Origin of the sequence: Aminobacter aganoensis, assembly GCF_014206975.1 — a bacterium.
Classification (GTDB): Bacteria; Pseudomonadota; Alphaproteobacteria; order Rhizobiales; family Rhizobiaceae; genus Aminobacter; species Aminobacter aganoensis.
The window spans coordinates 37,138-50,306 of the sequence record NZ_JACHOU010000010.1; the positions used below are offsets into that span (position 1 = coordinate 37,138).

13 protein-coding genes are annotated in these 13,169 nt (G+C 66.5%); 6 read left to right on the forward strand and 7 right to left on the reverse strand.

The window, feature by feature from the left end:
- Positions 1–35 precede the first annotated feature (35 nt).
- The 4 genes from GGR00_RS18115 to GGR00_RS18130 all read left to right on the forward strand — a co-directional run bounded on the left by GGR00_RS18115 (position 36) and on the right by GGR00_RS18130 (position 3,020).
- Complete coding sequence (locus GGR00_RS18115; protein WP_184700284.1) at positions 36–395, forward strand: hypothetical protein; 360 nt, start codon at positions 36–38, stop codon at positions 393–395.
- Between the two features lie 88 nt (positions 396–483).
- Positions 484–858: a hypothetical protein gene (locus GGR00_RS18120; protein WP_055975969.1), complete on the forward strand. Its 375-nt coding sequence runs from the start codon at positions 484–486 to the stop codon at positions 856–858.
- A 73-nt stretch (positions 859–931) separates the two neighbouring features.
- Complete coding sequence (locus GGR00_RS18125; protein ID WP_246441473.1) at positions 932–1,669, forward strand: lytic transglycosylase domain-containing protein; 738 nt, start codon at positions 932–934, stop codon at positions 1,667–1,669.
- Positions 1,670–1,802: 133 nt separating this feature from the next.
- Positions 1,803–3,020, forward strand: coding sequence for an ABC transporter substrate-binding protein (locus tag GGR00_RS18130; RefSeq protein ID WP_184700285.1), 1,218 nt, complete (start codon positions 1,803–1,805; stop codon positions 3,018–3,020).
- Between the two features lie 66 nt (positions 3,021–3,086).
- On the opposite strand, the gene GGR00_RS18135 is transcribed toward GGR00_RS18130, so the two are convergent.
- Entirely contained in the window at positions 3,087–4,340 is a 1,254-nt protein-coding gene (locus GGR00_RS18135) for a D-amino acid dehydrogenase (RefSeq protein WP_184700286.1), read from the reverse strand.
- Between the two features lie 14 nt (positions 4,341–4,354).
- The gene (alr, locus tag GGR00_RS18140) at positions 4,355–5,488 is read right to left on the reverse strand and encodes an alanine racemase (protein WP_377864177.1); all 1,134 of its coding nucleotides are present in this window, start codon (positions 5,486–5,488) and stop codon (positions 4,355–4,357) included.
- 132 nt (positions 5,489–5,620) lie between these two features.
- Between alr and GGR00_RS18145 the strand changes: the two genes are divergently transcribed.
- Positions 5,621–6,085 (forward strand): Lrp/AsnC family transcriptional regulator, encoded by a 465-nt coding sequence (locus GGR00_RS18145; RefSeq protein WP_184700288.1) that lies wholly within the window; start codon positions 5,621–5,623, stop codon positions 6,083–6,085.
- 46 nt (positions 6,086–6,131) lie between these two features.
- Here the strand turns inward: GGR00_RS18145 and GGR00_RS18150 are convergent, their stop codons facing one another.
- The 3 genes from GGR00_RS18150 to GGR00_RS18160 form a co-directional block, all read right to left on the reverse strand.
- Positions 6,132–7,565 carry an NAD-dependent succinate-semialdehyde dehydrogenase gene (locus tag GGR00_RS18150; protein ID WP_184700289.1) on the reverse strand — a complete coding sequence of 478 codons (1,434 nt, stop codon included), beginning with the start codon at positions 7,563–7,565 and terminating at the stop codon, positions 6,132–6,134.
- A gap of 77 nt (positions 7,566–7,642) precedes the next feature.
- The gene (locus tag GGR00_RS18155; RefSeq protein WP_184700290.1) at positions 7,643–8,764 is read right to left on the reverse strand and encodes an NAD(P)/FAD-dependent oxidoreductase; all 1,122 of its coding nucleotides are present in this window, start codon (positions 8,762–8,764) and stop codon (positions 7,643–7,645) included.
- A gap of 1 nt (position 8,765) precedes the next feature.
- Positions 8,766–9,452 carry a GntR family transcriptional regulator gene (locus GGR00_RS18160; protein ID WP_184700291.1) on the reverse strand — a complete coding sequence of 229 codons (687 nt, stop codon included), beginning with the start codon at positions 9,450–9,452 and terminating at the stop codon, positions 8,766–8,768.
- Between the two features lie 196 nt (positions 9,453–9,648).
- Here GGR00_RS18160 and GGR00_RS18165 point away from each other — a divergent pair, with 196 nt between their 5' ends.
- Complete coding sequence (locus GGR00_RS18165) at positions 9,649–11,019, forward strand: aspartate aminotransferase family protein (RefSeq protein WP_184700292.1); 1,371 nt, start codon at positions 9,649–9,651, stop codon at positions 11,017–11,019.
- A 311-nt stretch (positions 11,020–11,330) separates the two neighbouring features.
- Here GGR00_RS18165 and GGR00_RS18170 read toward each other — a convergent pair whose 3' ends face one another.
- Positions 11,331–12,083: an SDR family NAD(P)-dependent oxidoreductase gene (locus GGR00_RS18170; protein WP_184700293.1), complete on the reverse strand. Its 753-nt coding sequence runs from the start codon at positions 12,081–12,083 to the stop codon at positions 11,331–11,333.
- Between the two features lie 78 nt (positions 12,084–12,161).
- On the reverse strand, positions 12,162–13,079 hold the full coding sequence (gene pcaQ / locus GGR00_RS18175; RefSeq protein ID WP_055972314.1) for a pca operon transcription factor PcaQ: 918 nt from the start codon (positions 13,077–13,079) through the stop codon (positions 12,162–12,164).
- Between the last annotated feature and the right edge of the window lie 90 nt (positions 13,080–13,169).

Consider the following 13,169-nt stretch of genomic DNA (forward strand, 5'->3'; position numbering starts at 1 on the left):
GCGCCTGGGTTGATTGAGAGGGACTGCAGTTTTCGATGACGGTCGACAGACCTGACACAACGGACGAAGGGGCGGGTGCTGCGGCGCTCGCCCTTGATGTCGTGGGGATCGCGGAGTGGCGGGCGGAGCCGGATTTCCCGGACCTGCCCATGCTCGCCCCGTCTCCGTTGCCGGCGACCGACCAGGCGGCACTCGGCGAGATCCTCGCCGATGCGCTGTTCGGCGAGGTCATCGAGATCTCCGACCTGATCCCGCATCTGCTGGCGCCTGGCGTCGAGGCTGCGGCGGGGCCGGTCGACGTCGTCGTTGCAACGGACATGGCCGGGGATGCCATGGTCGCCATGGTGCCTTTCACCATCCTCTTCGAGGAAGAGCCGGGGCACGGCACGTTTTGAGAATGTGAATACGCCCGGGCTGCCGGGCGGGGACGTCAACGGGTTGCAGCCGGCGACCAAGGCATGCCGGCAGGAGAGGGGATTTCTCATGGCTTTTGATTGGAAGATGCGGTCGGCCGTTGCCGGCCTTTGCCTGGCCGCCTTCGCCGGCCAGGCTGTGGCGGCCGACCTGATCGACATGCCCACGGTCAGCTATTGCACCACGGCCGGCACCTCCAGCCTGGCGCTGAACGAGAATGTCGGCGAGCTCAAGACCGAGGTCGTGCGCCTGATGGACGAGGCGGTCGCGGCGGCGAACAGCTCGCAGTGGATCGATTCCAAGCGCCCGGTCTTCGTCTGGGCCTCCGAGGCCAAGGTCGCCTGCGGCAAGGCCTATGGCTACCTCAAGACTAACTACCGCGACGAAGACTACCTCAACAAATGCGAATGCTTCCACAGCCGCATGGTCGAGTACATGAACTAGCCGGGCAGCGGGCACGCGTTCTCCCGTGGCCTTCGCCGCGCCGATGGTGTCTCGAACGCCCCGGCCCCGCGCGATGAGGCGAGCGCTCGTTGCCCCGCTCCTGGGCTGCCTTGCGCTGGCGGCGACGGCGGCGTCTGCCGCCGTCCCTGAGCTCAGGCTGCCGCAGGCCGATCCTGTCGTGGCACCGGCGCCATGCGCCGACCCGGCTGTCGAGGCCGGCCGACCAGCCTTCCGTGCCTTTGCCGCCTGCGAGGCGAGGAACCGGAGCCTGCCGGCAGAATTCGCCCTTGCGGTGATGGAGATCGAGAGTTTTTACGATCCCGAGGCGCGTGGCGGCGATGGCGAGGTCGGGCTGATGCAGGTGATGCCGGCCACGGCCCGGATGATGGGCTTTCGCGGCACCCTCGACGACCTGGCGGAGCCGCGCACCAACATCGCCCTTGGCGTGCGGTATCTCGCCGGCGCGTTCCGCCTGGCCGGCGGCGATCTTTGCACCACGGTGATGAAATACCGGGCAGGCCATGCCGAGACGCGGTTTTCGGCGCTTTCGGTGCGTTATTGCCTCCGGGCGCGGGCGATCCTCCAGCGCGATGGCCACAAGGTGAGTGGCGTGGTGCCCGAGGCGACGTTCGGTTTCGCCGCGGTAGCCGGCCTCGGCGCGGTCACGGTTGGCGGCTCGGCGCCTCCCAGGGGCGTCTGCGTCAGGCGCTCCTTCGTGCCGGGCCCACGCTACATGCGCTGCGTCGAATACCGGCCGGCGGCCCAGGCGCGGCATATCCGCAGCTTGCGCGCCAAGCTGTTTGGCGGCTAGGTCTGGATGCGGGGGACTGATTACCGCGCCGCACGCCTTCGGGCGCGCATGGACGCGGGTGCACTTTGGTTCTGCGCATGATCCTGTCCGGGGATCGATCCCATCCCGGGAACCATGCGCCAGGGGAGAAATGATGACGGTATCCCGACAGCGCATCTCGCGGCATGCCGCATTGCTGGCCCTCGCACTGGCGTTGCCGCTCGGCCTGAGCGCCTGCCAGTCCGGCGGCGCCGGCAGCGATGACGTTCTGGGCACCGTGGCTGAAGGAAATACAGCCGGCGCGGAAGCCGCCGCCGCGAAGCCAGGCCCGGCCAAGGCCGGCGAGACGCTCGGCAAGGGCCCGGTCAAGGTGGCCATGCTGCTTCCCCTCTCCGCCGGTGGCGCCGCCGGCGACCGCGGCCGCAAGATGCGCGATGCCGCAGCCCTTGCCATGGCCGATCTCGGCAACGACCTCATCACCCTCAATGTCGAGGACACCGGCGGCAATGACGGTCGCGCCCGCACGCTGGCCACGGGTGCGCTGGCCTCGGGCGCCAAGCTGGTCATCGGTCCCAGCGAGCAGGGCGCGGTGCGGCAGCTGGCTGCGGTCTCGGGCACCAACCGGCCGCTGGTGCTGGCGCTGGCCGACAATTATGCCGGCGCCCCCGGCGTCTATTCGGTGAGGCTCAACGAGGCCGACAGTGCCGCCGCAGGCGCGGCCGCCATCGCTGCCAAGGGGCCGCGCAAGTTCGTGCTGTTCATGGCCGAAGGCGAGGCCGGCAAGGCGGTCGAAAAGCGGGTCGCCAACAGCCTGTCGATCTATGGCGCCTCCCTTGCCGTGGCGCTGCCCTTTGGCCCGTCGTCGGGCGGCTCGGAAAAGGCGGTCGCCGACATGATGGCGCTGGTCAGCGATCCGCAGGCGGTCGTCATCGCCAGCGGCGGCGCCAATCCGGCGCCGCTGGTTTCGGCGCTCAAGGCCAAGGGAGTGCTCGGCAACAACGTCACGCTGGTTGGCTCCAACCGCTGGCTCGAGCACGGCATTGACGACCCGGTGCTGCAGGGCGCCTACATCGCCACTCTCGACAGCGCCGAGATCGGGCCGATCGCCGAGCGTTTCCGCAAGACCTACAATTACGAGCCCGACGTCAACGTCGCCTATGGCTACGACACCGTGGCCCTTGCCGCCGGCATCGCCAGTGCCATGGGCCCCAAGGGCTTCACCAAGAAGGTGATCGAGAATCCCACCGGCTTCCGCGGCTCCACCGGCGTCTTCCGCTTCCGCGAGGATGGTGCGGGCGAACGCGCCATGCCGTTCTTCCGCATCGACAAGGGCAAGCTCAGGCAGGTCGAAAAGTCGACCTCGGGCTTCTGACGGGCTGTCCTGAAGGCAAAAAAAGCGCGGGAACGCGGCGCCTTTTTCGTTTCGACTGGACGTTGCTCAGGCGTAGCGCGACAGCGCCAGATCCGAGACGTCGATCTCCGGCCGGACGCTGCCGATCATGTCGGCCAGCACGCGGCCCGAGCCGCAGGCCATGGTCCAGCCCAGCGTGCCGTGACCGGTATTGAGGTAGAAATTGTCGAACCTGGTCCGTCCGATGACCGGCGTGCCATCCGGCGTCATCGGCCTGAGCCCGCTCCAGAAGGTGGCGCGGCTCTGGTCGGCGGCGCCGCCGAACAGATCCTCGACCGAGAACTGCAGCGTTGCCTTGCGCGACGGTGACAGGTCGGTGTTGAAGCCGGCAATCTCGGCCATGCCGCCGACGCGGATACGGTCGCCGAGGCGGGTGATGGCGATCTTGTAGGTGTCGTCCATGATCGTCGACACCGGCGCCTTGCTCTCGTCGACGATCGGCACGGTGATCGAATAACCCTTGACCGGATAGACCGGCACCGTGAGGCCGAGCGGCTTGACGAAGGCGGGCGTGAAGCTGCCCAGCGCGCCGACGAAGGTGTCGGCCTCGACCTCGCCTTCCGAGGTGCGCACGGCAACGATGCGGTTGCCTTCCTGGCGCAGGCCTTCGAGCTTCACGCCGTAGCGGAACTCGACGCCCAGTCCTTCCGCCAGCTTGGCCAGTTCGTTGGTGAACTTGAAGCAGTCGCCGGTCTCGTCATTGGGCAGGCGCAGGCCGCCGGCGATCCTGTCGCACACCGGTGCCAGGCCCGGCTCGGCGCCGACGCAGCCGGCGGGGTCCAGCACCTCGTAAGGCACGCCGTCGCTCTTCAGCACCTCGATGTCCTTGGCCATGCCGTCGAGCTGCTTGGCGTAGCGGAACAGCTGCAGCGTGCCCTGCGTGCGGTGGTCGTACGCGATGCCGGTGTCGTCGCGCAGCGCGATCAGCTGGTCGCGGCTGTATTCGGCGAGCCGCACCATGCGGCCCTTGTTCAGGGCGTAGCGGGCCGAGGTGCAGTTGCGCAGCATCGCCGTCACCCAGCGCCAGGTCTTGATGTCCAGCATCGGCTGGATGATCAGCGGCGCATGCTTCATGAACAGCCACTTCATCGCCTTCTGTGGAATGCCGGGCGCGGCCCAGGGCGAGGCATAGCCGGGCGAAATCTCGCCGGCATTGGCAAAGCTGGTCTCCAGCGCCGGGCCCGGCTGGCGGTCCAGCACGGTCACCTTGTGGCCGGCCTTGGCCAGGTAGTAGGCGGAGGTGACGCCGATGACGCCGGCGCCGAGAATGACTATGCGCATGATTGCCCCTGTGGTTAGCGCGCTGCCGGGCTGAGGTAGCGGCGCTCGTAGCGCCGGCCCAGGCTGGTCAGGATTTCGTAGGAAATGGTGCCGGCATCCGCCGCGATCGTTTCGAGCGTCTGGTGCGGGCCGATCAGCTCGACCATGTCGCCGAGTTTCAGCGCACCGGGCTGGAGCGACGTGACGTCGAGGATGATGCTGTCCATCGACACGCGCCCGACGATGGGCAGGCGCACGTCGCCGTAATATGCGGCACCCGTATTGCTGAGATGGCGCGGCAGTCCATCGGCATAACCGGCGGCGATGGTGGCAAGCCGCATCTCGGATGAGGCGACGAAACTCGCGCCATAGCCGATCTCGGCGCCGGCCGGCACGGTGCGGGTCTGCACGACGCCGACCTCGAGCCGCACGACCGGCCGCATCGGGTTTTGGCCTTCGCCCAGCGGCGCGCCGCCATAGAGCGCGATGCCCGGGCGGGCGAGTTCGCCGCGATAGTCCTCGCCGAGGAAGATGCCGGCCGAGTTGGCAAAAGACAGTCTTGCGTCGGGGAAGCGGCTCCGGACGGCGCCCATCCGTGCCAGCTGGCGGGCGTTGGCCGCGTGCGCCGGCTCGTCGCCGCAGGCAAGATGGCTCATGATGATGTCAAGATCGATGCCGGCAAGCCTGTCCGGCTCGGCAAGCAGCGTGTCCAGTTCCCGCGGTTCGAGCCCGAGCCGCGACATGCCGGTGTCGGCCTGCAGTGCTGCTGGCAGCGTGGCGTTGCGCGCCCTTGCCGTCGCCGACCAGTTGGCGACCTGTTCCAGCGAGTTCAGCACCGGCACGACGCCGAGATCGGCGCAATCGCCTTCGCTGCCGGGCATCAGGCCGTTCAGCACCAGGATGCGCGCGTCGGAAGGGAGGTACGGCTTCAGCCTGATGGCCTCGATGAAATGCGCCACGAAGAAGTCGCGGCAGCCGGCCTCGTAGAGGGCAGGGGCGACATGCGCGACGCCGAGGCCATAGGCGTCCGCCTTGACCACGGCGGCGGCCTTGGCCGGTGCCGTTTGCCGGCAAAGCAGTTGGTAATTGGCAACCAGCGCGCCAAGATCGATGGTCAGGACCCCGCAGGCCGCACGGCTCTCGATGTCGCTTCGCACGCTCATGGTCACGCCCGGGCTCCGTCCCTCGCCAATCCCGTGACCATACCGCAATGATCGTCGAAAATCTTGCCAATATGATGCATCTTGTGCGAACAACAGGATGTTGGTGCAATTTTCAGCGCCTCATTGGAAGGAAATGCGATGCCGTCGCTGGATGCCATCGACCGCAACATCATCCGCGCCCTGCGTGCCAATGCGCGCATCAGCAACGCCAGGCTGGCCGAGGAGGTCGGCCTGTCGCCGTCCGCCTGCCTGAGACGCGTGCAATTGCTGGAGCAGGAAGGGGTGATCCGCGGCTACACCGCGATCATCGGCAATGCCGCCGCCGACGAGGGCATCGCCGTCATCGTCCAGATCACGCTGGAACGACAGACCGAGGATTATTTCAACCGCTTCGAACTGGCGGTGCGGCGCTACCCCGAGATCAAGGAGTGCTACCTGATGACGGGCGATTCCGACTATTTCCTGCGCGTCGAGGTCGCCAGCGCCGGCGATTTCGAGCGCGTGCACAAGGAAATCCTGTCGGCCCTGCCGGGCCTCGCCCGCATCCATTCGAGCTTTTCGATCCGCAACATCCTGCAGTCCAAACGGCCGAAAACGTCTTGAACAGAGCCGGCGCCTGTGCGGCGCCGGCTCTGTTCGATCGTCAGGTTCAGACGGCTGCCTGGGTCAGGAACTTGGTCACCAGATAGGCTTCCAATGCTTCCGAGCCGCCTTCAGAGCCGTAGCCGCTGTCCTTGATGCCGCCGAACGGCGTTTCGGGCAAGGCGAGACCGAGATGGTTGATGGTCAGCATGCCGGTTTCGATCTCGGCGCCAAGGTCCGTCACCGTCTTGTTCGACTTGGTGAAGGCGTAGGCGGCGAGCCCGTAGGGCAGGCGGTTGGCTTCGGTCACGACATCCTCGAACGTCTTGAACGGCATCACCAGCGCCACCGGGCCGAACGGCTCCTCGTTCATGATGCGCATGTCGGGGCGCACGCCCGAAAGCACCGTCGGCTCGAAATACGATCCCTTGTTGCCGATGCGCTTGCCGCCGGTCTCGATCCTGGCGCCGTCGCTCACCGCCTCGTTGATCAGCGTCTCGACTGCCTCGAGGCGGCGTTCGTTGACCAGCGGCCCCATGCGGGTGCCCTCGGCAAGGCCGTCGCCGACCTTCACCGCGCGCACATGCTCGACGAACTTGCCGAGGAAGCGGTCATGTGCGCCTTCCTGGATCAGGAAGCGCGTCGGCGACACGCAGACCTGGCCGGCATTGCGGAACTTCGAGCCTGCCAGGATCGCCGCTGCCGCGTCGATGTCGGCGTCGTCGAACACCATCGCCGGGGCGTGGCCGCCGAGTTCCATCGTCGCCCGCTTCATGTGCGTGCCGGCCAGTGCGGCGAGATGCTTGCCGACCGGCACCGAGCCGGTGAACGACACCTTGCGGATGATGGGATGCGGCACGAGGTAGCCGGAGATCTCCGGCGGATTGCCGTAGACGAGGTTGAGCACGCCGTCCGGCAGGCCGGCATCCCTGAACACGTCGGCCAGGCAGGCCGGTGATGCCGGCGTCTCTTCCGGCGGCTTGACGATGATCGAGCAGCCGGTGGCGAGTGCGGCGCCGATCTTGCGCACCGCCTGCGACACCGGGAAGTTCCAGGGCGTGAACGCCGCCACCGGGCCGACCGGCTCCTTGACCACGAGCTGCTGGATGCCGGGCGCGCGGGCCGGTATGACCCGGCCATAGGTGCGGCGGCCCTCTTCGGCGAACCAGTCGAACAGGTCGGCCGACGACAGGATTTCCATCCTGGCCTCGCCGATCGGCTTGCCCTGTTCCTGCGTCATCAGCGTCGCGATCTGGTCCGCGCGCTCGCGCATCAGTTCGGCGGCGCGGCGCAGCACCTTGGCGCGGTCGAACGGCGAAACCTTGCGCCACGCCTTGAAGCCGCGCTCTGCCGCGGCAAGTGCCCGGTCGAGATCGCCCTTGCCGGCCGAGGCGACCTTGCCGATCACCTCATTGGTGGCGGGATTGGTGACGTCGATGGTCTTGCCGCCTTCTGCGTCGCTCCATTTGCCGTCGATGAACAGTTTAACGTCAGGGTACATTGCGGTGTCCTTGCTGGAACGGTGGCGGGAAGGGGCTTGCGTCGGCAATGGCCTAAACGCCTAATCGGGGAGTTGTACTAGACATAGGGTGGCGCAATTCTTTGTGCCACGAGATCTGCAATCGCCAGCGACGAGGTCAGCCCCGGGCTTTCGATGCCGAACAGGTTGACGAGGTTCTTGACGCCATGGGTCTCGGCGCCCTGGATGACGAAGTCGGCTGCCGGCTCGCCCGGCCTCGACAGTTTGGGGCGAATGCCGCTGTAGGTCGGGCTCAGGCTGCCATCGGCAAGGTCCGGCCAGTATCGTCGGATTTCGCCGTAGAAATGCTCGGCGCGGCGCGGGTCGACCGTGTAGTCCTTGTCCTCGATCCACTCCACATCGGGGCCGAAGCGCATGCCGCCATTGAGGTCGAGCGTCAGGTGCACGCCGAGCCCGCCCGGCTCCGGCACCGGGTAGATCAGCCTGGAGAAGGCCGGCTTGCCGGTGACCGAGAAATAGCTGCCGCGCGCCAGCTTGAGCGTCGGCACGAATTGCGGGTCGAGCCCTTCGAGCGAGGCTGCCAGCCTGTTGGCGCCCAACCCGGCGGCATTGACGAAATGCCGCGCCGCGATCTCGAAGCTGGCGCCGCTCGACCCGTCCCGCGTCTGCAGCACGAAGCGCTCCGTCTCGATCCGCCCCGACACGATTTCGGTGTTGAGGCTGAGAAAGGCGCCATGCTCCTCCGCCTCGCCGAGCAGCGCCAGCATCAGCGCATGGCTGTCGACGATGCCGGTCGATGGCGACAGCACTGCCGCCACGCATGTCAGCGATGGCTCCATCGCCATGGCCTCGGCGGCGTTCAGCATCACCAGATCGTCGACGCCATTGGCCTTCGCCTTGGCGATGATCCCGGCCAGCATCTCCTGCTGCCCGGGCAGGGTCGCCGCGATCAGCTTGCCGCAACGCTTGTGCGGAATGTTGCGCGCGGCCGCATAGGCGTAGAGCCGGTCGCGGCCCTCGACGCAGAGCTTCGCCTTCAGGCTGCCTTCGGGATAATAGATGCCGGCGTGGATCACCTCGGAGTTGCGCGAGCTGGTCTCGGTGCCGATGGCGTCCGCCCTCTCCAGGACGATCGTCTCCATGCCGCGCCTGGCAAGCTCGCGCGCCACGGCGAGGCCGATGACGCCGGCGCCGGCGACGATGCAGTCGACGCTGTCCATCTCAGGCAGCGCCTCCGGCCGGCTTCAGCGCGCTCAGTTGCTCGATGATGACCGAGCTTGCGCCGCGGATGTCGTCGACGATGGCGCGTTCGGCCTTGTCGGCGTCACGGGCCTCGATGGCGGCAAGGATGATGTGGTGCTGGTCGATCATCGCCCGCCCGCCATGCTGGTAGGATGCCGCGATGATGGGACCCATCTGCAGCCACAGCCGGCCCAGAATGCCGCGCAGCACCGTCATGTTGGCGATCTGGGCCAGGGCGAAATGGAAGGTCTGGTTGAGCTCCAGCGCGCCGGCCCAGTCTTCGTCGGCGATTGCCCGTTCGTTGCGGTCGATCAGATCGCGCAGCCGCGCCATGTCCTTGGCCTCGGCTTTCAGCGCGGCCTCGCGGGCGGCCAGCCCTTCGAGCTTCATCCGGATCTGGCGTATCTCGAGATAGCGCTCCAGTGTCATCACCGGCACACGCACCTCGCGCGCCGATTTCTGCACCAGCGCCTCGTCCTGGATCAGCCGCAAAATGGCATCGCGCACCGGGGTCACGCTGGTGCCGAGCGACTGCGCGAGATCGCGGATGGTCAGCCGCGCGTCCGGCGCGAAGCGGCCCTTGATCAGCGCATCCGACAGCTGGCCATAGACGATCTCGCCGAGATTGTCGTGTTCCACCGCCTGCAAGCCGAAACTCTCGTTCATTGCTCCTCGATCCTGCCGATGCCGCGTGGCCTGCCTGCGGGCATGCTCTGGCCCTTGACAGTCCGCTGCTTGAAAAACATGATGCATCAAACAGCAAAACGTGGATTTTGCAAGTGCGGTCGCGGCACCAGGCCGGATCGCCCTTGCATTCGGACAGCCGCTCGTGCGGCTCAGGATCGGAACGGAGGAAGCCCCGATGGACACCCAGCCCAATTCGCCCGAGGCGCGCGACAAAAAATACCACATGCACGCCTACACCAACGCCCGTCGCCACCAGGAGGTCGGGCCGCTGATCATCGAAAAGGGTGACGGCATCTATGTCGAGGACATCTCGGGCAAGCGCTACATCGAAGCGATGTCGGGCCTGTGGAGCGTCGGCGTCGGCTTCTCCGAGAAGCGCCTCGTCGATGCGGCGACCCGGCAGATGGCCAAGCTGCCCTTCTACCACAACTTCACCCACAAGGGGCATTCGCCGGTCATCGACCTTGCCGAGAAGCTGGTCACCATGGCGCCGGTGCCGATGAGCAAGGCGTTCTTCACCAATTCCGGATCAGAGGCCAACGACACGGCCATGAAGATGATCTGGTATCGCTCCAACGCGCTCGGCCAGCCACAGAAGAAGAAGATCATCTCGCGCAAGCGCGGCTATCACGGCGTCACCATCGCCTCGGCCAGCCTCACCGGCCTGCCCTACAACCACATGTCCTTCGACCTGCCCATCGCCAACGTGCTGCACACCTCGTCGCCGCACCACTGGCGCGAGGCGCAGCCGGGAGAGACCGAGCAGCAGTTCTCGACCCGCCTCGCCGATGACCTGGAGAAGCTGATCCTCGCCGAAGGCCCCGACACCGTTGCCGCCTTCTTCGGCGAGCCGGTCATGGGTGCTGGCGGCGTCGTCGTGCCGCCGGCCGGCTACTGGGAAAAGATCCAGGCCGTGCTCAAGAAGTACGACATCCTGCTCGTCGCCGACGAGGTCATCTGCGGCTTCGGCCGCACCGGCAACATGTTCGGCACCGAGACCTACGCCATGCAGCCCGACATCATGGTGATGTCGAAGCAGATTTCCTCGTCCTACCTGCCGATCTCGGCGATGCTGGTCAATGACAGGGTGTTCGACCCGCTGGCCGACGAAAGCAACCGCATCGGCACCTTCGGTCATGGCTTCACCGCCGGCGGCCACCCGGTGGCGGCGGCCGTCGCGCTTGAAAACATCGCCATCATCGAGGAGCGCAACCTCGTCGCCAACGCCCGCGAGGTCGGCGCCCACATGCAGAAGCGCCTCGCCGGCCTCGCCGCGCACGACCTCGTCGGCGAAGTCCGCGGCGTGGCCCTCATCGGCGCCATGGAACTGGTAACCGACAAGGCGACCAAGGCGCCATGGGGCAACGTCGGCGCGCTCGGCGGCCTGGTCAACGGCATCCTGCAGCAGAACGGCGTCATCTCCCGCAACATGGGCGACTCCCTCGCCTTCTGCCCGCCGCTGATCATCAACGACAAGCAGGTCGACGACATCTTCGACGCCGTCGAAAAGTCGCTCGACGAAGCCGCCAGGCAGGTCAAGGCCTGATCGACTGCACGTCGCCAACAGCAAAAAGCCCGCCATCTGGCGGGCTTTTTTCGTTGAGGTTGCGTGCTCATCCGTCAGTTGCGCGACCGGAAATCGGCACGCCATCTCCGTAGCCCTCATGGTGAGCCTGTCGAACCACGAGGGCGCTGGACACCGGAGGCGCTGGCTCAGGCGTCAATCTCGTTCGGGGACCGGTCGCCCAGCGCCCTCGTGGTTCGACAGGCTCACCATGAGGGCTACTGAAACGCTTCGCCGCTCAGTGCCGGAGGTTTGGTCCCTTGCCCCCTCGGAGAGAACGCCAGGCGCGCCGCTCACACGTGCTGGCCGCCGTTGATGTGGATCTCGCCGCCGGTGACATAGGACGCCTGGCTCGAGCACAGGAAATAGATGATGTCGGCCACCTCGGACGTGGCGCCCAGGCGCCGCATCGGGATCGTCTCGACGATCTTCTCGGTGCCCGGCGACAGGATGGCGGTGTCGATCTCGCCGGGGGCGATGGCGTTGACGCGGATGCCGTGCGGGCCGAAGTCGGCGGCCATCTCGCGCGTCAGCGCGCCAAGTGCCGCCTTCGAGGTCGCATAGGCCGCGCCGGCAAAGGGGTGGACGCGCGTACCGGCGATCGAGGTGACGTTGACCACCGAGCCCTTCGCCGCCGCAAGTTCCTTGAACAGGCCGCGCGCCAGCATGATCGGCGCCAGGAAGTTGACCTGGAACACGTCGCGCCAGACATGCATCGGCGTGTCGAGCGAGTTCATGCGCGCGCCGCCCTTGAGCTTGGGCGAAATGCCGGCGTTGTTGACCAGTGCGTGCAGCATGCCGCCTTCTTTTTCCAGCCGCTGGCGGATTTCCGAAACGGCGCTGCCGACGTCGCCCTGGTCGGCAAGGTCGACCTTGATGTGGTCTTCAGGTCCGGCCGGCCAGGGGCAATCGTCGGAAAATGCCTGGCGCGAGCAGGTGATGACGCGCCAGCCTTCGCGCGAAAAGCGCTTCACCGTCGCATGGCCGATGCCACGGCTGGCTCCGGTCAGCACGATCGTCTTTCGCCCTTCGGTCTTCTCGGCCATCGCATCCTCGTTTCAAACGTCTGACGTATGTAGCGGATGCACCTGGCCTTTGCGAGGGGGCACGGCCGATGGCGGCGTTCAGCCGCGCTCGGTCGCCGCTTCGCGGATCGTCTTGAGCAGGATCGAAAACGCCGCCGAAGGCTGCGTGTCGGTGCGCATGGTCAACCCCACGGGCCCGCGCGTCTCCGCCGTGTCCACCGGCAGCATTTTCAGCGTGCCGGCCTTGATCTCGTCGCTGACCACGCCATGCGAGATGATCCACACCGCATCGCTCTGGCGCACGAAGGCGCGGCCGAACGAATCCGATACGGTCTCGATCTCGGTCGGGATCGAGGCGACGCCGTTGGTGATGAAGAAGCGCTCGACGAAGGGCCGGATGATCGAGCCGCGCGTCGGCATCAGCAGCGGGAACTCGCCCAGCCGTTCGAACACGTCGGCGTCGCCCTTGAGCAGTGGATGGCCGGCGCGGACCACGAAGACCACCTGTTCCGAATAGAGGTGCTCGAAGAAGAAGCCGGTCATCTTCTCGGGTGCCGCCAGTCGGCCGACGACGAGGTCGAGCTCGCCGAGCCTGAGCTGCTCCAGGAGCACTGCGTTCTCGCCGGTCACGATCTTGATCGTGGCGCCCGTGTCTTCGCCGAGGAACAGGCTCATGGCGCGCGGCATGATGTGCGCCGAAACCGTCGGCAGCGCGCCGATGCGGATAGGCGGTGCGCCCTCGGCCCGCGCATTGGCGACCGAATCGATGCCCTGGCGCAGCGCGGTGATCGCCATGCCTGCGTGCTGCATGAACACTTCGCCCGAGCGCGTGATCTTGATGCCGCGTCCGTCGCGCTCGAACACGCTGACGCCCAGCGCCTCCTCCAGCTCGCGGATCGTCTTGGTCACCGCCGGCTGGCTGACATTGAGCAGCCCGGCTGCCTTGACCACGCTTTTCTGGCGCGCGACTTCTAGGAAAGTCTGGAGGTGGCGGAACCTGACACGGCTTTCGATCATGGGATTTTCATAACCCAGCAGTTAAGAGAAGGCCACAAAATATCATTTTACCAAACCAAACATCTCATCCACTGTCATCCCGAGGAGAAA

Excerpts from the sequence above, each read along its gene's own strand:
- GGR00_RS18115 (WP_184700284.1), top strand. The coding sequence starts at position 36 with ATGACGGTCGACAGACCTGACACAACGGACGAAGGGGCGGGTGCTGCG.
- pcaQ (WP_055972314.1), bottom strand. The coding sequence starts at position 13,079 with ATGATCGAAAGCCGTGTCAGGTTCCGCCACCTCCAGACTTTCCTAGAA.
- GGR00_RS18150 (WP_184700289.1), bottom strand. The coding sequence starts at position 7,565 with ATGTACCCTGACGTTAAACTGTTCATCGACGGCAAATGGAGCGACGCA.
- GGR00_RS18155 (WP_184700290.1), bottom strand. The coding sequence starts at position 8,764 with ATGGACAGCGTCGACTGCATCGTCGCCGGCGCCGGCGTCATCGGCCTC.
- GGR00_RS18165 (WP_184700292.1), top strand. The coding sequence starts at position 9,649 with ATGGACACCCAGCCCAATTCGCCCGAGGCGCGCGACAAAAAATACCAC.
- GGR00_RS18135 (WP_184700286.1), bottom strand. The coding sequence starts at position 4,340 with ATGCGCATAGTCATTCTCGGCGCCGGCGTCATCGGCGTCACCTCCGCC.
- GGR00_RS18130 (WP_184700285.1), top strand. The coding sequence starts at position 1,803 with ATGACGGTATCCCGACAGCGCATCTCGCGGCATGCCGCATTGCTGGCC.
- GGR00_RS18145 (WP_184700288.1), top strand. The coding sequence starts at position 5,621 with ATGCCGTCGCTGGATGCCATCGACCGCAACATCATCCGCGCCCTGCGT.
- GGR00_RS18160 (WP_184700291.1), bottom strand. The coding sequence starts at position 9,452 with ATGAACGAGAGTTTCGGCTTGCAGGCGGTGGAACACGACAATCTCGGC.
- GGR00_RS18120 (WP_055975969.1), top strand. The coding sequence starts at position 484 with ATGGCTTTTGATTGGAAGATGCGGTCGGCCGTTGCCGGCCTTTGCCTG.
- GGR00_RS18170 (WP_184700293.1), bottom strand. The coding sequence starts at position 12,083 with ATGGCCGAGAAGACCGAAGGGCGAAAGACGATCGTGCTGACCGGAGCC.
- GGR00_RS18125 (WP_246441473.1), top strand. The coding sequence starts at position 932 with ATGAGGCGAGCGCTCGTTGCCCCGCTCCTGGGCTGCCTTGCGCTGGCG.